The 18,184-nt window shown below is 65.1% G+C and carries 20 protein-coding genes and 1 pseudogene; 4 read left to right on the top strand and 17 right to left on the bottom strand.

Annotated elements, in window-relative coordinates; translation table 11 throughout:
- The 7 genes and pseudogenes from ACODTA_RS21705 to ACODTA_RS21675 form a co-directional block, all read right to left on the bottom strand.
- Positions 1-257, bottom strand: a pseudogene (locus tag ACODTA_RS21705) (3,4-dihydroxy-2-butanone-4-phosphate synthase); the annotation flags it as partial.
- A 49-nt stretch (positions 258-306) separates the two neighbouring features.
- Positions 307-921, bottom strand: coding sequence for a riboflavin synthase (locus ACODTA_RS21700; RefSeq protein ID WP_489068522.1), 615 nt, complete (start codon positions 919-921; stop codon positions 307-309).
- A 10-nt stretch (positions 922-931) separates the two neighbouring features.
- Complete coding sequence (gene ribD, locus ACODTA_RS21695) at positions 932-1,906, bottom strand: bifunctional diaminohydroxyphosphoribosylaminopyrimidine deaminase/5-amino-6-(5-phosphoribosylamino)uracil reductase RibD (RefSeq protein ID WP_489068520.1); 975 nt, start codon at positions 1,904-1,906, stop codon at positions 932-934.
- On the bottom strand, positions 1,903-2,304 hold the full coding sequence (locus ACODTA_RS21690) for a hypothetical protein (RefSeq protein WP_489068518.1): 402 nt from the start codon (positions 2,302-2,304) through the stop codon (positions 1,903-1,905). Before ACODTA_RS21690 ends, ribD begins: the two co-directional genes overlap by 4 nt.
- A 1-nt stretch (position 2,305) precedes the next feature.
- Positions 2,306-2,971 carry an energy transducer TonB gene (locus tag ACODTA_RS21685; protein ID WP_489068516.1) on the bottom strand — a complete coding sequence of 222 codons (666 nt, stop codon included), beginning with the start codon at positions 2,969-2,971 and terminating at the stop codon, positions 2,306-2,308.
- Positions 2,972-3,074: 103 nt separating this feature from the next.
- Entirely contained in the window at positions 3,075-4,379 is a 1,305-nt protein-coding gene (gene gltX / locus ACODTA_RS21680; RefSeq protein WP_489068514.1) for a glutamate--tRNA ligase, read from the bottom strand.
- Positions 4,380-4,438: 59 nt separating this feature from the next.
- Positions 4,439-6,094 carry an NAD+ synthase gene (locus tag ACODTA_RS21675; protein WP_489068512.1) on the bottom strand — a complete coding sequence of 552 codons (1,656 nt, stop codon included), beginning with the start codon at positions 6,092-6,094 and terminating at the stop codon, positions 4,439-4,441.
- A gap of 138 nt (positions 6,095-6,232) precedes the next feature.
- Between ACODTA_RS21675 and ACODTA_RS21670 the strand changes: the two genes are divergently transcribed.
- On the top strand, positions 6,233-7,168 hold the full coding sequence (locus tag ACODTA_RS21670) for a ribose-phosphate pyrophosphokinase (protein ID WP_222991977.1): 936 nt from the start codon (positions 6,233-6,235) through the stop codon (positions 7,166-7,168).
- 116 nt (positions 7,169-7,284) lie between these two features.
- Positions 7,285-8,064, top strand: a complete 780-nt coding sequence (gene hisN, locus ACODTA_RS21665; RefSeq protein ID WP_489068509.1) for a histidinol-phosphatase — start codon at positions 7,285-7,287, stop codon at positions 8,062-8,064.
- Between the two features lie 32 nt (positions 8,065-8,096).
- Here the strand turns inward: hisN and ACODTA_RS21660 are convergent, their stop codons facing one another.
- From ACODTA_RS21660 to cofE, 4 genes are read right to left on the bottom strand one after another with little or no spacing between them, the layout of a single operon-like run.
- Entirely contained in the window at positions 8,097-8,498 is a 402-nt protein-coding gene (locus tag ACODTA_RS21660; protein ID WP_489068507.1) for a VOC family protein, read from the bottom strand.
- A 57-nt stretch (positions 8,499-8,555) separates the two neighbouring features.
- Positions 8,556-9,146, bottom strand: a complete 591-nt coding sequence (gene cofC / locus ACODTA_RS21655) for a 2-phospho-L-lactate guanylyltransferase (protein WP_489068505.1) — start codon at positions 9,144-9,146, stop codon at positions 8,556-8,558.
- A gap of 5 nt (positions 9,147-9,151) precedes the next feature.
- Positions 9,152-10,069 (bottom strand): 2-phospho-L-lactate transferase, encoded by a 918-nt coding sequence (cofD, locus tag ACODTA_RS21650; protein WP_489068503.1) that lies wholly within the window; start codon positions 10,067-10,069, stop codon positions 9,152-9,154.
- A complete protein-coding gene (cofE, locus tag ACODTA_RS21645; RefSeq protein ID WP_489068501.1) occupies positions 10,066-10,854 on the bottom strand; it encodes a coenzyme F420-0:L-glutamate ligase in 789 nt (262 codons plus the stop codon). Before cofE ends, cofD begins: the two co-directional genes overlap by 4 nt.
- A gap of 307 nt (positions 10,855-11,161) precedes the next feature.
- On the opposite strand from cofE, the gene ACODTA_RS21640 reads away from it, so the two are divergent.
- Positions 11,162-11,368: a cold-shock protein gene (locus ACODTA_RS21640; protein WP_489068499.1), complete on the top strand. Its 207-nt coding sequence runs from the start codon at positions 11,162-11,164 to the stop codon at positions 11,366-11,368.
- Positions 11,369-11,672: 304 nt separating this feature from the next.
- Here ACODTA_RS21640 and ACODTA_RS21635 read toward each other — a convergent pair whose 3' ends face one another.
- A complete protein-coding gene (locus ACODTA_RS21635) occupies positions 11,673-11,936 on the bottom strand; it encodes a hypothetical protein (protein ID WP_489068497.1) in 264 nt (87 codons plus the stop codon).
- A gap of 52 nt (positions 11,937-11,988) precedes the next feature.
- Entirely contained in the window at positions 11,989-13,374 is a 1,386-nt protein-coding gene (locus tag ACODTA_RS21630) for a helix-turn-helix domain-containing protein (protein WP_489068495.1), read from the bottom strand.
- Between the two features lie 144 nt (positions 13,375-13,518).
- Between ACODTA_RS21630 and ACODTA_RS21625 the strand changes: the two genes are divergently transcribed.
- Positions 13,519-15,120 (top strand): isocitrate lyase, encoded by a 1,602-nt coding sequence (locus ACODTA_RS21625; protein WP_489068493.1) that lies wholly within the window; start codon positions 13,519-13,521, stop codon positions 15,118-15,120.
- Between the two features lie 110 nt (positions 15,121-15,230).
- On the opposite strand, the gene ACODTA_RS21620 is transcribed toward ACODTA_RS21625, so the two are convergent.
- From ACODTA_RS21620 to ACODTA_RS21605, 4 genes are all read right to left on the bottom strand, one after another.
- Positions 15,231-15,551 carry a hypothetical protein gene (locus tag ACODTA_RS21620; protein ID WP_489068491.1) on the bottom strand — a complete coding sequence of 107 codons (321 nt, stop codon included), beginning with the start codon at positions 15,549-15,551 and terminating at the stop codon, positions 15,231-15,233.
- Between the two features lie 249 nt (positions 15,552-15,800).
- On the bottom strand, positions 15,801-16,193 hold the full coding sequence (locus ACODTA_RS21615; protein WP_489068489.1) for a hypothetical protein: 393 nt from the start codon (positions 16,191-16,193) through the stop codon (positions 15,801-15,803).
- A gap of 49 nt (positions 16,194-16,242) precedes the next feature.
- Positions 16,243-16,836, bottom strand: coding sequence for a DUF3501 family protein (locus ACODTA_RS21610; protein ID WP_489068487.1), 594 nt, complete (start codon positions 16,834-16,836; stop codon positions 16,243-16,245).
- A gap of 5 nt (positions 16,837-16,841) precedes the next feature.
- Complete coding sequence (locus ACODTA_RS21605; protein ID WP_489068485.1) at positions 16,842-18,179, bottom strand: heterodisulfide reductase-related iron-sulfur binding cluster; 1,338 nt, start codon at positions 18,177-18,179, stop codon at positions 16,842-16,844.
- Positions 18,180-18,184 lie beyond the last annotated feature (5 nt).

Below are 18,184 nucleotides of genomic sequence, written 5' to 3'. Positions count from 1 at the left end.
TCATCCACAAGGATGAACATCCGGCCGTTCCGCGCCTCGTCGATGATCTCCTCGATCGGCACCAGCGCCGGCGCGGCTTCGCGGCGGACCAGATAGCTTTCCAGCTTGCGCAACGTCTCGGCCGTCGGATTCCATTGGGAATCGTCGAGATTGCGCAGCGAATTGGCGTGAAGCCCGGCGGCGCGGGCAAGGCCGGAGCGCGAGATGGCGCCATCGGTGACGAGGTCGCGGATGCGATCGATCAATTGCGTGCTCATGGCGCCGCGATATCACATCATAATGTGATATCGCAATGATCGAATCACATCAGGCTGTCGATTTTTCGAGAACAGACCGCATGCGCCCAAGATAACGCGCGAGCACGTCGATCTCGATATTGAGCGGGCGGCCGGGTTCCAGCGTCGAGAAGGTGGTCATCTCGGCGGTGTGTGGAATGATGTTGATAGAGAACCGCGTTCCGGCGGCATCATCCTCGACGGTGTTGACGGTGAGCGAGATGCCGTCGAGCGCGATCGATCCCTTGGGAGCGATGAAGGGCGCGAGATCGGCAGGCGCGGACACGACGATGCGATGCGAATCGCCCTCGGCCTCGACCGAAACGACGGTGCCGATGCCGTCGACATGGCCCGTCACGATATGCCCGCCAAGCTCCTCGCCCAGCTTCATCGCGCGTTCCAGGTTGAGGCGGCTGCCCGCCAGCCATTGCCCATCGGCGGTGCGCGACCGCGTTTCGCCCGACACGTCGACCGCGAACCAGCCCGACCCCTTGTCGACCACCGTCAGGCACACGCCCGAACAGGCGATCGACGCGCCGAGATCTACGGTGGCGGTGTCATAGGCGGTTTCCACGACCAGCCGCAGGTCGCCGCGCTGCTCCGCATTCCGTATGGTGCCGATATCGGTGATGATGCCGGTGAACATTGCCGCCCTTCTATATCTGCCGGACCCGCTCGTAGACTTCGAGCCGGTCTCTGCCAAGCATGCGCGCATCGTGCAGCCGCCAGCGGCCATGCGCGGCCGAAAGATCGGCAAGACCGATATCGCCGAGCGCGGCGCGGCCGCCGCCGATCAGGATCGGCGCGCGATACAGCAGCAGGCGGTCCACCAGATCCGCCGCGAGGAAAGCGGATGCCGCCCCGGCCCCGCCCTCGACCAACAGGAAATCGCCCGGCAATTCCCGAATCGCCTGGGGCGACGATAGCCGGCCCCATCCCGGCGGCACCGCACCGTCACGCGACAGGAGGAAACGAGTTGGCGAGCGCGCCTCGAGACCGGGCAGGCGGACATCGAGAGTCGGGTCATCCGCCTCCAGCGTGCCACGCCCGATCAGGATCGCTTCGGCGCGCGCACGCTCCAGATGACCATGCCTGCGCGCGGCATCGCCGGTGATCCAGCGCGCGCTGCCGTCCGCCATGGCGATGCAGCCGTCCAGCGATGTCGCGAGCTTGAGCGTGACGAAGGGCCGACCGAGCGCCACGCGCGTCAGAAACCCGGCCATCGAACGCCGGGCCGCGTCCGCATGGAGACCGCGCACCACCTCGACACCCGCCGCTTCCAGCGCCGCGAAACCGCGCCCGTCGGTCCGCTGATCGGGATCCGCGATGGCCACGACGACACAGGCGATGCCCGCATCGATCAGCAGCAACGAACATTTAGGACCCTTCAGGCTCTCATGCGCGCAGGGTTCGAGCGTAACATAAGCGGTGGCGCCGCGCGCCGCGGCGCCGGCCTCGGAAAGAGCCATCGCCTCCGCATGCGGGCGACCGCCGGGCTGCGACCAGCCACGGCCGATCACATGACCGCCCTTCACGATCACGCAGCCGACACAGGGCGCCGGCGCGGTGGCTCCCCGGCCGCGCTCGGCAAGCGCCAGGGCTGCGGCCAGATGACGAGAATCGGCGCTCAAATGCCGAGATCGTCGAGCTTCTTGTCGAGACGCTGGAAGGATTTCATCCGTTCCTGACGCAGCTTCTCGATCTCCGCCTTGCGCTGCTTGTCCTTGATGAGGTCGGCGGCGAGCCGGGCACGGATCTCTTCATCGGTGCGGTTGGCCGGCCAATTCTCGAAATACTGGATGTCGCGCTTCCATGGCTTTTCGAATTTCGAATCAACATAGAAACCGGCGATGATCAACGTCGTGATCATCACCGAGAGAAAGCCGAAAAGCAGTTCGTGCCGCTGGCGCTGCGCCAGGAATCCGCGAAGATCGCGGATCGCGCGCACCGGCGAGACGGGACGGGGAAAGATCGCCATGGCGCCAAGATAGGCGCGCGAACGCGGCGACGCCAGCCCCGTCCCCGGCACGTCAAGTATCCAGCTTGAATCGAACCGTCATGGTCCGCCAGCTTTCGACCGGCGTGCCGTCGCTGGTCGCGGGCGTGAAACGCCAGCGCTTCATCGCCTGTTCGGCAGTGGCGCGGAAGAAGACCTCGTCGGCCGCCTCCACCTTCTGCACGTCCTTCACCCGGCCATCGGGGCCGACGAGGACGCGGACCACCACGACCCCCTCCTCGCCCGAGCGGATCTTGCCCGGCGGATAAGGCGGCTGGAGCGCGGCGACGTAGCGCTTGTCGATGCCGGAAGCGCGGAAAACGGGAACATGCGGTTCCGGCGGAGCGACCACGGTTACACCCGTTTCGGAAACGCCCCGGCCCGACGGAATTGGTATGTCGGGCAGTTTCGGCAAAGTAAACGTCGTGTCCGGCCTTGAAACCGGAGGATCCGCCACGGCGATCCTGTCCATGACCTTTTGTTCCTGGCGCTGCTTTTGCGGCTCAGGCTTCACCGGTTCGGGCGGTGTTTCGATCGGAATATTGATCGTATCGAGTATCGTCGGGATCTTCTCGCGCACGGTCGGGCTCATGAACACCAGCGCGCCCACCATAATACCGTTGACCGCAAGCGCCGCGCCAAGGCTCAGCGGGCTTCGCGTTTTCTGATCGAGATAGCCTCCTTTGGCATAGACAGACATGACATCCTCCATCACGGGATGGTCCCGCAATGAAGAATGTTACAACATCACATTTCCAAGTAAAGCGATAAGTGATGTTGTATCATTTCTTGAAATCCAGGGGTCAGCCCAGCCTTTCGAGCGACCGCTTCTTGCCGATCAACGGCAGCAAAGCCGCCATGTCGGGGCCATGGTCGCGCCCGGTGAGCGCCTGGCGCAACGGCAGGAACAGCAGCTTGCCCTTGCGACCAGTCTTCTCCTTGAGCGCGGCGGTGAGCGCATGCCAGGGATCGGCCGACCAGTCGAGCGACTCGACCGCCGCCGCAGCTTCGGCCAGATAGGCCCGATCCTCGTCCGACATGTCCGGCCGCGCGATCGGCCCTTCGACCACCGACCACCAGTCCGCCACCTGCGTGACGGTTTCGAGATTGGGGCGGATCGCGTCCCAGGCGGCCTGATCCATGCCCGCGGGCAACCGATCGGCGACCGCGTCGAAATCCAGCTGATGGACGATGCGCGCGTTGAGCTGGGTCAGTTCGGCTTCGTCGAAACGCGCGGGCGCGCGGCCGAAATGCCCGAAGTCGAACGCCTCGATCAGCGGCGCCGGATCGGTGACCGCCTCCACCGGATCGCTGGTGCCGATCCGCGCGAGCTTGGCCACAAGCGTGACCGGTTCGATGCCGATCCCCCGGAAATGATCGACGCCCAGCGAGCCGAGCCGCTTGGAAAGCTTGCCTTCGCTGCCGGTCAACAGCGCCTCATGCGCGAAAGCCGGGGCCGTGCCGCCCATCGCTGCGAACATCTGGATCTGCGTCGCGGTGTTGGACACATGATCCTCGCCGCGCACGACATGCGTGACGCCCATGTCGAGATCGTCGATCGCCGAGGGCAGCATGTAGAGCCAGCTGCCGTCGGCGCGGCGGATGACGGGATCGGACAGCAATTTCGGATCGAAGCGCTGCGGCCCGCGAATCAGATCGTCCCAGACGATCGGCGCGTCATGATCGAGCCTGAAGCGCCAATGCGGCGTGCGCCCCTCCGGCACCGGCGCATCGAGGTCCGGCCGCTCATAGACCGGCGGCAGGCCACGCCCGAGCAGGACCTTGCGGCGAAGATCGAGTTCCTCGGCGGTCTCGTAGCAGGGATAGACCCGGCCGGCCGCGCGCAGCGCCTCGAAACGTGCCTCGTAGAGCGCGAATCGTTCGGACTGACGCGCCTCGCCATCGGGATGCAGGCCGAGCCAGGCGAGGTCGGCACGGATCGATTCGACATTCTCCTCGCTCGAACGCGCAAGATCGGTATCGTCGATACGCAGCAGGAAACGCCCGCCATGCTTCTTCGCCCACATCCAGTTATGGAGCGCGGTGCGGATATTGCCGACATGGAGCCGCCCGGTGGGCGACGGAGCGAAACGGGTCACGACTGTCATGCGCGCGCTCTTACCGCTATTGCAGCGGAACCGGCAATCACCGCGCGCCGCAGCTCGGCTTATGACGTCCGAAACGCGTTGGTGATCGGATAGCGCCGGTCACGGCCGAAATTGCGCGTGCCGAGCTTCACGCCCGGTGGCGCCTGACGCCTTTTATATTCGGCGACGTAGAGCAGCCGCTCGATCCGGATCACCGTATCTCGATCGAAGCCGCGTTCGACGAGCGCCGAAACCGACAATTCCCCTTCGACCAGACCGTGCAGGATCGGATCGAGCACATCATAGGGCGGCAGCGAATCCGAATCCTTCTGATCGGGGCGCAGTTCGGCCGATGGTGGCTTGGTGATGATGGTTTCGGGCATCACCGGGCCGTCGGGGCCCAGTCCGATGCGCGGCCGATTGCCGTTGCGCCAGCGCGAAATCGCGAACACCGTCGTTTTATAGGCGTCCTTCAGCGGATTATAGCCGCCCGCCATGTCACCATAGATGGTGGCGTAACCGACCGACATCTCGCTCTTGTTGCCGGTGGTCAGCAGCATGTGACCGAACTTGTTGCTGAGCGCCATCAGGGTGGCGCCGCGAATCCGCGACTGGATATTCTCCTCGGTGATGTCGACGGTCCGGTCGGCGAAACTGTCCGACAGCATCGTGTCGAACGCCTCGACCGCGGGCGAGATCGGGATGGTGTCGAGCCGGCAGCCGATCATCCGCGCGCATTCGGCGGCATCGTCCAGGCTTTCCTGGCTGGTGAAGCGGCTGGGCAACATTACGCACCAGACGCGATCGGGGCCGAGCGCATCGGCGGCGATCGCAGCGCAGATCGCCGAATCGATGCCGCCCGACAGGCCGAGCACGACACCGGGAAAACGATTGCCGTCGACATAGTCGCGCAGGCCGACGACCATCGCGTGATAGATATCCGACGGATGCGGCTCCAGCGCATTGAGCACGCCCGGCAGGCAACGCCAGCCATCAGGGCCGCGCCGCCATTGCGTTTCGACCACCGTTTCCTCCCAATCGGGAAGCTGGTGCGCGAGGAGACCGTCGGCATTGAGGACGAAGCTCGCGCCGTCGAAGACGATCTCGTCCTGGCCGCCGACGCGATTGAGATAGGCGAGCGGCAAGCCTGTTTCCGCGACGCGTGCGGCCGCGATCGCGCTGCTGCGCAGGTCGTCCTTGTCGACTTCGTACGGACTGCCATTGGGCGAGATCAGCAGTTCGGCGCCCCGCGCGCGCAGATGCGCGCACACCGCCGGAAACCAGATATCCTCGCAGATCGGCAAGCCGATGCGCACGCCACGGAAGACGATCGGTTCGGGCGGCGGCGCGGACGCGAACAGCCTTTTCTCGTCGAACGTACCGTAATTGGGCAGTTCGTGCTTGCGGCGGATCTCGACGATGCTGCCGCCGTCGAGCAGCGCCAGCGCGTTATAGAGCAGCCCCTGTTCACGCACCACGGTGCCGACGATCATCGCCGGGCCGCCATCGGCGGTGGCCGCCGCCAACCGCGCCAGTTCCGATTCGGCGCGTTCGATCAGCGCCGGTTTCAGCACCAGATCCTCGGGCGGATAGCCGATGAGCTGAAGCTCGGGATAGACGATCAGGTCGGCATCGGGCGTGCGCGCGCGCCATGTCAGCATCGCATCCGCATTTCCGGGAAGATCGCCGACGGTCTGCGAAAGCTGCGCAAGCGCGATGGTGAGCCGGTCCGTCATATCGCCTCCGCATTAAGCCAAGGTCGGTGAAGCGGGCAATGCCCCCTTTACGAATGCGCGAGTGCGGCTAAAGGCTTTCGTCAACCCCTGTTCATCATCCACCGCTCTTCGCGGATCATTTTTTGCGGGAATGCGCGCATGAAATTGTTGACCGGCAATTCGAACCTGCCGCTGGCCAAGGCCATTGCCGATTATCTCGAGATCAAGCTGACCGACGCCAGCGTCCGTCGCTTCGCCGACGAGGAAGTGTTCGTCGAGATCCACGAGAATGTCCGCGGCGAGGACGTGTTCGTCCTGCAATCGACCGGCTATCCGGCCAACGACAATCTGATGGAATTGCTGATCTGCATCGATGCGCTGAAGCGCGCATCGGCCAAGCGGATCACCGCCGTGATCCCCTATTTCGGCTATGCCCGGCAGGATCGCAAACCCGGACCGCGCACGCCGATCTCGGCCAAGCTCGTCGCCAACCTGATCACCGTCGCCGGCGCCAACCGCGTGCTGTCGGTCGATCTTCATGCCGGCCAGATCCAGGGCTTCTTCGATATCCCGACCGACAATCTCTTCGCGGCGCCGGTGATGTCGGCCGATATCCAGGCGCGCTTCGGCGGCCGCAAGATGATGGTGGTTTCGCCCGACGTCGGCGGCGTGGTCCGCGCGCGTGCACTCGCCAAGCGACTCGACAACGCGCCGCTCGCCATCGTCGATAAGCGCCGCGAGCGCGCCGGCGAATCGGAGGTGATGAACATCATCGGCGACGTCGAGGGTCGTTTCTGCATCCTGATCGACGATATCGTCGATTCGGCGGGCACCCTGTGCAACGCCGCCGCCGCGCTGAAAGCGGCCGGCGCCGAGGAAGTCGTCGCCTATTGTACGCATGGCGTGCTTTCGGGCGGCGCGGTCGCGCGCGTCGAGGGATCGGAGCTGACGGAACTGGTGATCACCGATTCGATCGGCGGCCATGACGTGATCAAGGACGCGAAGAAGATCCGTCACCTGACGATCGCGCCACTGCTCGCCGAAGCGATCCGCCGCATCGCGGACGAAAGCTCGGTCTCCAGCCTGTTCGACTAACTTTGTCATTCCCGCATCCGCGGGAATGACAAGATAGGGACTGGCTGAAGCTTCGACCCGCCGTTTTCGACACCAGAAGCCTAGCCGCGCAGCATGGGCTGCGCTACCGCACGGCCATGAGCTTCACCGAGAACGACATCGCCCTCGCCAATGCCCTTGCCGATGCGGCGGGCCAGGCGATCCGCCCCTTTTTCCGCGCGCGGTTCGAGATCGAGACCAAGGACGATTCGTCGCCGGTGACGCAGGCCGACCGCGCGGCCGAGGCCGCGATGCGGCGGCTGATCGAGGCCGAGCGCCCGCGCGACGGCATCATCGGCGAGGAATATGGCGAGAAGCCGGGCACCAGCGGGCGGACCTGGGTGCTCGATCCGATCGATGGCACGCGATCCTTCATCGCCGGCCGCCCGATCTTCGGCACGCTGATCGCGCTGCTCGGCGAAGGCTGGCCGATGATCGGCGTGATCGACCAGCCGATCGGCCATGAACGCTGGCTGGGCGCGGTCGGGCGCAAGACCCTGTTCAACGGCGATCCCGTCACGACGCGCGCCTGCTCGGCACTCGACCGGGCGATCCTGGCGACCACGGGCCCGCAATTTTTCAGCGGGCATTCGGCCGAGCATTTCTCGATGCTCGCGCGTCAATGCGGCGACACGCTGTTCGGCGGCGACTGCTATAATTACGGGCTCGTCGCCTCCGGCCATGTCGACATCGTCGTCGAATCGGGGCTGAAGCTGCACGACTTCGCGGCGCTGGTGCCGATCGTCGAGGGCGCTGGCGGCCGGATGTGCGACTGGAGCGGCGACCCGCTGGGCGAACAAAGCCGCGGCGAAGTGATCGCCGCCGGCGATCCCGCACGCATCGACGATATCATCGAGGGACTTGCCTGCACGCATTGATGGGGGCGGATCCCCCGCTGGCGCTCAATCCTTCACAGGGCCGCCGATCGACCAGCAATGGCCGAACGGATCGAAGACCTGGCCGTAGCGCTGCCCCAGAACTGGTTCTCCAGCGGGAAGCGGACCGTCGCGCCAGCGGCAAGCGCCCGTTCCCAGGCGACATCGGCGTCGGCAACCTCGAGATGCAGCGTCACCCCCGTCGGGGCCGAAGACGGGGTTCCGCCCATCATCTCCGGGAAATCGTCGTTGAGGAACAATGCGCCGCCATTGACCTCCAGATGCGCGTGCATCAGCCGCTTTCCGTCCTCGGCTTCCTTGCGGAAGATTTCGGTCGCTCCGAAAGCCCGCATGTAGAAATCGATCGCTTCGCTCGCGCGACCGGCGCGGATGGTAAGGTGGGGGCTGATGCCCGAATAGACGATGCGGTTTTCCATGTCGGCACTCCTGACGAGTCGCTTTCCGATCGCAATATTATAGTCCGCCGCGACCTTTCAGGCACGATCCCGATCGGAGAGTGCGGCGAGTTGATCGGACGTATCGATATCCATGGCGAGGCCGGGCCGTTCGACCCTGACGATCGAGAGGCCCGCCGACACCGCCGCCGCTTCATGCGCGGCCAGGCTGCCGGGGCCGTAGAGAAAGGGAATGAGCCCCGCGCGACCAAGCAGCAGCGCATTGGTGCCGCTCCGCTCCTGATCGGGGGCGATCGCGATCTCGGCCCGCGTGCCGGCCATGATCATCGCCGCGATATCGGCCTCACTTAGCCACGGCAGGTCGGTGCTGAGCACCAGCAGGGGCGCATCGGCGGGCATGACGGCAGCCGCCTGTGTCAGGGCGTCGTTCAATCCCGTTGCCGCTTCAACGATCGCGCGGGCACCGGCACGCTCCGCAAGATTACGGATCTGCGGTGCATGGCTGATCACGGCGCAATGAGCCGGCGTCGCGACACGACAGGCCAGGCCGAAGACGTGATCGAAGAACCGTCGGTTGAGCGCCGCGCGTTCGCCGTCCCCAAGCACGGCGGCGAGCCGGCTCTTGCCCTCCGCGAAGGGGCGCACCGGGATCAGGATATGGGGCGCCATCGGCGTCAGCCGAGGCTGCGGGCGAAGGCGATCGTTTCCGCGGCAAGGCGATGCTGATCGCCGGGATCGCGCATCAGCGTGTCGGTGACCAGCATCGCCGGTGTCGCGTCTGCGGCGTCGGCGCGATCGATCACCAGCCCGTCGAGCAGGCCGTCATACTGCGCGAAGACGGCTTCGGGCGTGGTGGCGAGGCCCAGTTCCGCCATGATCTTGGCGGCGGGGCCCTTCACCGCCTGTCCACCGATAAAAGGTGACACCGCGACAATCGGCACCCTCGCCCCCTTGATCGCGTCACGCACGCCCGGCACCGACAGGATCGGCGCGATGCTGAGGATCGGATTGGACGGGCAGATGACGATCGCTTCGAGTGCTGGATTGGCAAGCGCGGCGGCGAAACCCGGCGAAGCTGTGGCACTTTCCGCACCATCGAAGCGGATCGCGTGGAAGCGCGGCCGGCATTGCAGTCGGACGAAATAATCCTGGAAGGGCAGATCACCCTCGTCGGTGGAGACGATCGAGCGGACCGGCGCGTCGCTCATCGGCACGATGGCGTGACGGATACCCAGCGCGCGCGTGAGCGTCGCTGTGACGTCCGAAAGGCTGTGCTCGGCAAGCAATGCGCGGCGGCGGACATGGGTGGCGAGATCGCGATCGCCCAGCCTGAACCAGGTCTCCCCGCCCAGTCCGGCCATCGCATCCATGAAGGCCCAGCTCTCGCCGGCGATGCCCCAGCCCTGGACGGGATCGTTGATGCCGGCGAGCGTGTAGGTGACCGTGTCGAGATCGGGGCAGATCGGCAGGCCGAGATGCTCGAAATCATCGCCGGTATTGACCGCGATCAGCAACTCTTCAGGCGCAAGATTGGCGGCGAGGCCGTTGGCCAGCTTTGCGCCGCCAACGCCGCCGGCAAGGGCGAGAATCATGGGAACAGGTCCAGATTGGCGGGTCGGATCAGCTCGGCGGCGCTGCCATCGCGCCGCGCGGGGGTGAAGCCGCGGATCAGCACGACCGGGCGTCCCTCATTGCCCTGCCCCATCGCAAGCGAGGCGGCGGCGGCGATTTCGTCGGCCAAACCGAGCTCGCTCGTTTCCAGCTTGCGACCATGAAGGTCGGGCGCGCCGCGCAGATCGAGCAGGCCGGCGATGCCGGCGACGCCGATCGCCGTGCCGGTGGTCCCCATCCGCCAGGCGCGACCAAGGCTGTCGATGATGAGCACGGCAACATCGACCCCCGTCCGCGCGTACAGCTCCGCGCGCAGATCGCGGCAGGTACCATCGGGATCGAGGGGCAGCAGCAAGGCCATTTCGCCGTCGCCCTGATCGACATTGGACTGATCGATCCCGGCATTGGCAAGGACGAGGCCGAGGCGGTTCCGCACGATCAGCACGCCAGGGCGCACACGCATCACCTGCTCGGTTTCCGATAGTATCAATTCGACAAGGCGCGGATCCTTGGCGCATTGCCGCGCGAGCTCGATGGCGGCGGGCGATGGCCTGACATTGGCAAGGCGGACGATCCGCCCTTCGGCCTTGGACACGATCTTTTGCGCGAGCACGACGATGTCGCCGTCGCGCAAGGCCTGCCCCGATGCGGCGAACGCGGCAAGCACCGCGCCAGCCAGGTCGTCGCCGGGCGATATCATCTGCACGCCGCCCAGGGCAATCAGCGTCAGGGCGACCGACTCGCCGGTGGGGAAAGCTGCGGCCATTGGCCCCTTCATACTGCCTGCGATGCGCGCGACGGTTGATCGCGTTTCCGATCGAGGTCAAGCCCGTCCGCAGCGCCTATTTTCCACCGATCCCAGGATCGGTGGACGCGGCCGCCCATGATGCGGATCACCAGCGAAACATCCACGGATTCGAGCGTTCATTGCCAAATCATCCGATACGCCCTATATCAGCCTCGCTAACGTCGCCTGCGACGAATTTGATGCTTAGGCTGATCCTTCCTCTCCACGCTACTTGCGCCACGGGCTTCGGCCTGCGGGAAACTCGTTTTCGTGAAAGGAAATCATCATGCCGATCGGCACCGTCAAATTCTTCAACACCGACAAGGGCTACGGCTTCATCGCCAACGAGGACGGCTCGGGCGACAGCTTCGTCCATATCACCGCCGTCGAGCGCGCCGGCATGGCGACGCTCAACAAGGACCAGCGCGTGAGCTACGAACTGGAAACCGACCGCCGCGGCAAGACCTCGGCAGTCAACCTGCAGTCGGCCTGACCGACCGGCGGGGAAACCCGCCATCCCGGCATGGGCGCGATCGGATTCTTCGATCCGGTCGGCCCGGCCGGTTCAATTCATGGCGCACGCAATCGCGCCCAAGGACATCATGCACAGTCAAACTGAACGTAATTTACCCAATCTCTTCAATTCCAAATCCATATCGCGCCGCAATCGGCGCCTGACCGCCCGATATGCGGCGGGAACCCCGGCATCCGCGCTCTTGTCGCGGCCCGAGTTGCGCCGGATCGTCGCCGAGATGATCGACTGATCCCATGCCGGCGGCTTTTACCCGCCGGCGCACTCAACCAGGAATGAGCCAATGTCCGCCACCGTCGATTTTTACCTTCAGCGCGCCGACGAATGCGCCCGCGACGCCGAAGCCACCAAGCTCGACAATGTTCGCGATCGCTGCCGGCGTTCCGAAGCGGCGTGGCGCGAAATGGCGAACCGCATGCTCCGCACCGATGCGTTGCGCGCCAGCCGCGAAGCGGATCGGGCGGCGGAAGCCTGATTTTTGCAGTCTGTCAAAACGCCTGAGCTGCAGGATTAAGCCATCTTGCGTCATTCCAGTGAACGACGAAATGACGGAAACGGTGAAGTCTCCATCCCGATACCCCCTAATCTCCCGCAAAACTGAACGGCGAAACCCCGCGCTCGCGCTCGTTGATCAATAATGATCGTCCGGCCGGCGGATGCGCGCGTTGCGGGCAGTCGACCCGCGTGCAGCGGCGGCAACCGAGACCGATCGGCGTCGCCGGACCCGCGCGCAGGTCGATGCCCGCAGCCGCGGCGAGCGGTGCGGCAAGCGCGGCGTCGAGGCCAAGCCCGATCGCGAATTCGGCGGCGACCGCGCCGAAGCGCCGCCCCTGCGGCTGGACGGTGCGCGCGATCGTGAACCAGCGGCTGCCATCCTCCAGTGCGACGAGATGGCGGACCAGCCGGCCCGGGCGGTCGAACGCGTTGTGCAGCCGCCAAAGCGGGCAGCGCACCGGGCTTTCGGCCAATGCCGCACCACTGGCGCCCGCATAGAGTTTCGATGCCTGACCGGCACGGTCGATCCGGATCATGAAGAAGGGCAGTCCGCGCGCACCGACGCGCTGAAGCGTGGTCAGCCGATGCGAGATCTGTTCGAAACCAGCGCCGAAGCGACGCTGCAGCAGTTCGACATCATACCCCGTCGCCTCACACGCGCGCAGGAAACGGGCATAGGGCATCATGATCGCGGCGGCGAAATAACCGAGCAGATGCCGGCGATAGAGCCGTTCGCTCGCGCGTTCGGCAAAGCCCGCGCCACGCACCAGCGCGTCGACTTCCCCGCGCGCCTCGTTCTGCGCGAGCTGGAAGGCGACCGCGAAGGTGCGTGAGGCGGTGTCGAGCGTTTCGGAAAGCTGCAACTGGCGCGCGTGGAGATCGAGCCGGCGCAACATATCGGGCATCACATCGACGGGCAGGATGCGGATCGCGAGCTGGTGCTTGGTCCGCAACCGCTCCGCGATCGCGCCATAGAGATCACCGGCCCCCAATCGCAACTCGTCGGCCAGCGTCTCCGCTTGCGCATCGAGATCGGGAAAATGATTGCGCCAGCGCTCGATCTCTCGGCGCACTTCGGAAATGCCGTCATCCTCGGGTGCGGCCGGTGCCCCGGTACGCAATGCATCGAATGCGCGTGCGAACGCTTCCGCCCCGCCCGGCGCACCCGCCAGCCAGTCCGCGAGTTCGGTGCGATCGATCTCCAGATCCGCGAACATCGGATCGGCGAGCCGACGGCGAATCGCCTCCGCCCCACCGCCCGGCTCGCCCGCCGACAGCGTGCGCGGATCGAAATCGAACCGCTCGGCCAGCCGCAGCAGCAGCGCGGCGGTCAACGGACGCTGATTGCGTTCGACCAGGTTGAGATAGCTTGGTGAGATCGCCAGCGCGTCAGCCATCGCCGATTGGGTCATTCCCTGCGCGCGGCGCACGCGTTTCACCGCATGCCCGGCAAAAAGCTTCGCTTCGGCCATCGGCAAACCCTGTCAAGAAATTCACAAAATTACAAGCTGAAAGCCACATCAAGCGACATTTACACACGAAAATTTACAATCTTGAATCGCGCGACTCCGTCACCTGCGTCATCACAACGCCAATCGAACGAAAGGCCAATTTCAATGTCGTACCAGGATCAGATCGCGCAGACCGACCAGCTCATCCGTTCCAAGAGCGGAACATGGGACGGGATCAGCGCCGAAGCGGTCACGCGGATGCGGCTGCAGAACCGTTTCCAGACCGGCCTCGACATCGCGCGCTACACCGCGAAGATCATGCGTGCCGACATGGCCGCCTATGATGCCGATCCGGCCAACTATACCCAGTCCCTGGGTTGCTGGCATGGCTTTATCGGCCAGCAGAAGATGATCTCGATCAAGAAGCATTTCGGCACCACCAAGGGCAAATATCTCTACCTGTCCGGCTGGATGGTCGCCGCGCTGCGCTCCGAATTCGGGCCGCTGCCTGATCAGTCGATGCACGAGAAGACCAGCGTGCCCGCGCTGATCGAGGAACTCTACACCTTCCTGCGCCAGGCCGATGCGCGCGAACTGGGCGGCCTGTTCCGCGAGGTCGATGCGGCGCGCGACGCCGGCGATGCCGGCCGTGAGAAGGAAGCGCTCGCCAAGGTCGAGAACTTCCAGACGCATGTCGTGCCGATCATCGCCGATATCGATGCCGGCTTCGGCAATGCCGAGGCGACCTATCTGCTGGCGAAGAAGATGATCGAGGCCGGCGCCTGCGCGCTGCAGATCGAGAACCAGGTGTCCGACGAAAAGCAGTGCGGCCACCAGGACGGCAAGGTGACCGTGCCGCACGAGGATTTCCTCGCGAAGGTCCGCGCCTGCCGCTACGCCTTTCTCGAGCTGGGCGTGGAGGACGGCATCGTCGTCACCCGCACCGACTCGCTGGGCGCGGGCCTGACCAAGCAGATCGCCTATAGCCGCGAGCCCGGCGATATCGGCGACCAGTATAACAGCTTCCTCGACTGCGAAGAGGTCGACGCCTCGAACATCGGCAATGGCGATGTCGTCATCACCCGCGACGGCAAGCTGCTGCGCCCCAAGCGCCTGCCCAGCAACCTGTTCCAGTTCCGCGCGGGAACCGGAGAGGATCGCTGCGTGCTCGATTGCATCACCTCGCTCCAGAACGGCGCCGATCTGCTGTGGATCGAGACCGAGAAGCCGCATATCGAACAGATCGCCGGCATGGTCGACCGCATCCGCGAGGCCGTTCCCAACGCCAAGCTGGTCTATAATAATTCGCCCTCGTTCAACTGGACGCTCAATTTCCGTCAGCAGGTGTTCGATGCATGGTCCCAGGCCGGCAAGGACGTGGCCGGCTATGACCGCGCGAACCTGATGAGCGCCAGCTATGACGAAAGCGAGCTGGCGGCGGAGGCCGACGAGCGCATCCGCACCTTCCAGCGCGATGCCGCGAAGCGCGCCGGCATCTTCCACCACCTGATCACGCTGCCGACATATCACACGGCCGCGCTCAGCACCGACAATCTCGCCAAGGACTATTTCGGCGAACAGGGCATGCTCGGCTATGTCGCCGGCGTGCAGCGCAAGGAGATCCGCCAGGGCATCGCCTGCGTGAAGCATCAGAACATGTCGGGTTCCGACATCGGCGACGATCACAAGGAATATTTCGCCGGCGAGGCCGCGCTGAAGGCGGGCGGCAAGGACAATACGATGAACCAGTTCAGCGAAGCCGCCTAAGCCGGCCGCTTCCTGGTGAAGGACCGGCATACCGGCCTTTGAAAGTTTCCTGGGGAGGAAAGCACGCCCGTCGGTGGGGGAACCCACCGGCGGGCGCTGTCTTTTCCATCCTATTTGCCGCCAAGATCCCAGGCGACCCAGCAGAACAACACCAGCGGCAACACCAGTGCCAGGCCGATCAGCAGGTTGCGCCCGATCCCGACGCTGAAGCGCTTCGCATGCTCACGCCGCACCCGTTCGACGATCGGCTTGAGCTCCGGATCGCCGGCGAGATGGCCCACCTCGATGATCGGGCCGATGGCGAGGAAGTCGAGCAGCGTCTCGGTCTCCGCCGCGTCGAGCTGCGGATAGCGGCGCAACAGCGTCGCGATATGGTCACGATGGTCGCGGTCGTCCGCGGGAACATGGTCGATAATCTGGATATTGGTCATGATAAGTCTCTTCGATGCGCCTGCGCGCGGCGGCGGTCCGCGCCTGAGGACGCGGTGATCGCCGATATTGGGATTGAGCCTGTAGCTCGCGCTTCATGCGGCGCGGGTCGCTGGCCCGAACATTCGGGCCAGCCATGCTGTCATTCCCGCGAACGCGGGAATCCACTCGCACCGCTCTGTCCGGACGAATGCCCGCCACCGGATCCCCGCCTGCGCGGGAATGACATGGTGGGATTCAACCGGTCCGGATCAGGCGATGGGTGGCGCGCGGGCCCGGTGGGCGGCAGGAACCGCGCTTCGCGGCGCATCGGATGCGATCGCCGCATAGGTGTGTGCCAATATCGCGGGCGGTGTCGCGACGATCGGCGCGACGCCAGCAAGCGGCGGATCACCGCCACCCTGGCCGGGCTTTTCGGGCGCCTGGAAACGGCCCGCCTTGGCGATATCCGCGCCGCGCCCCTGCGCGACGATGGCCTGGATCGGCCGCGCCTCGATCGACAGCGGCTTGTTCGGCGCCTCGATGGTGCCGAGCCGAGGCGCAGTGCCAGCGAGATGGCCGGCAAGCAGCAGCAGCGCCAGCCATGACAGCAGGCGCCGGGCAAGGCGCGGCCGTTCAGGCAGGATGTCGGTCACCGGACGCATGCCCCTTATCTAGGGGATCCGGACGCAAATGGCCAATCCACGACCCGGCTCAATCGAAATCCCGCGCCAGTTCCTGCCGCATATCGTCGCCGATCAACGCGATATGGCCATAATTGGGGTGCTCGACATGGAACATCGCCGACGCGCCGCCGGCACGCCATGCCGCGACCTGCGCGGCGGTGAAGGGGAAGTGGAAGAAATGCACGCTCGATGCCTTGCCATCAGCCCGGCTGCGCTCGACATCGCCCTCCGGCACCGCGGGCACGCGTTCGTCACCGATGGAGATGAAGATCCGGTCCTCCACGCCGCCCAACTGGCCGAGCACGCGGCCGCGAACCACCGGATCGTCGATCTCGAACATCATCGTCGCGGTGAGTTCGCCGCCATTGGGGATCATCGGATTGTAAGCAGCCAGTTCGTCGGGAAGCTGCGCATCACCACCCTTTTCGATCCGCAGCATCTCCTGGATCTGGAGCCACATCGAATCCCAGCTTTCGAACAGCACGGTGGCATGCGGCCCCACCGACAGCCGGCGCAGGCGCTTGCGCGCGATATTCTCGTCGCGCTTCGCCTTGCGGATCGGCTCATAGTCAACAACGGGCAATATATCCGCCGGGGTGATGGTGCGCGTTTCGCGGGGCATCTCGTTCAGTCCTCAAATCCATAGGCCTTGGCCATGATCTCGATCGGATGGCCGATCCGCTCGGGCACCTTCTCCGATCCCGACAAGCTCATCACCTGCTGCAGATGCGGGCCGGCAAGCGGGCATTCGCTGACCATATAGTCCGGATCGTTCTTGGCGAGCGCCCGGGCGGCGGGGCGGCCCACCTTGACCCCCGTCTCGAAATTCTCCGCCATGATCCCCCATTTGCCGCCATGGCCCGAGCAACGCTCGGTGAGCGCCGGCGTGGCGCCCGGGATCAGCCGCAGCATCTCCATCGCCTTGGGGCCCATATTCTGCGCGCGGCTGTGACAGGCGAAATGTACGCCGATCGAGGCGGGCATCGCATCGATCGGCACCAGCCCCGCTTCCTTCGACAGCGCGACCACATATTGCGACAGGTCATATGTATGTTCGGACAGCCGCCTGACCGCGACGTTGCCGGGGTGGAGAAGCGGCCATTCGAACTTGAGCATCAGCGCGCAGCTCGTCGTCAGCGGCACGATGTCGTAGCCCTCATCGATCAACGGCCCGAACCAGGCCGCGACCTGCTCGGCGGCATCAGCGACCGCGGCGAGATCGCCATTTTCCAGCTTGGGCATCGCGCAGCATTGTGGATGCTCGACACGAACCTCGACACCATTGTGCGCCAGGACCTTGATCGCCGCCTCGCCGGGCGTCTGGTCGTTGAAATTGCCATAGCAGGTCGCATAGAGCGCGACCCTTCGGCCGAAACCGGGCGCTTGCGGGTTGGGTGCCGGAATCCGGTTCTCGACCGCCCGGGTCAGCGGCACTTCGGCGAAATTGGGAAGATGCGCGCGCTTGTCGATGCCCAGCGTCGCCTGCATCACGCCGCGCGTCAGCCCGTTGGACTCCTTCGTCGCCCAATTGGCGACATCGTTGAGCATGGTGCCGAGCTTGCCGTTGCGATCGGTCTTGGCCAGCTCGCGATCGGCCAGGCGGGTTTCGCCCTTGCGATGCTCGACCGCGCGATAGCGCAGCATCAGATGCGGGAAATCCAGGTCGAACTCGTGCGGCGGCACATAGGGGCACTTCACCATGAAGCACATGTCGCACAAGGTGCAGGCGTCGACGACGGCCTTGAAACCCTCCGACTCCAGGCTTTCGACATCCTCGCCCGGGCTTTCGTCGACCATGTCGAACAGCGTCGGGAAACTGTCACACAGATTGAAGCAGCGCCGGCAGCCATGGCAGATGTCGAAAACGCGGCGCAGCTCGGTATCAAGCGCTTCCTCGTCGTAGAAACCGTCCGATCGCCAGTCGATCGGATGGCGGGTGGGCGCGTCGAGACTGCCTTCCTTCATGCGGA

Source organism: Sphingomonas sp. FG14 (genome assembly GCF_057809675.1).
Note: the sequence above shows the minus strand (reverse complement) of the source record. Positions and strands in the feature narration are given on the sequence as shown.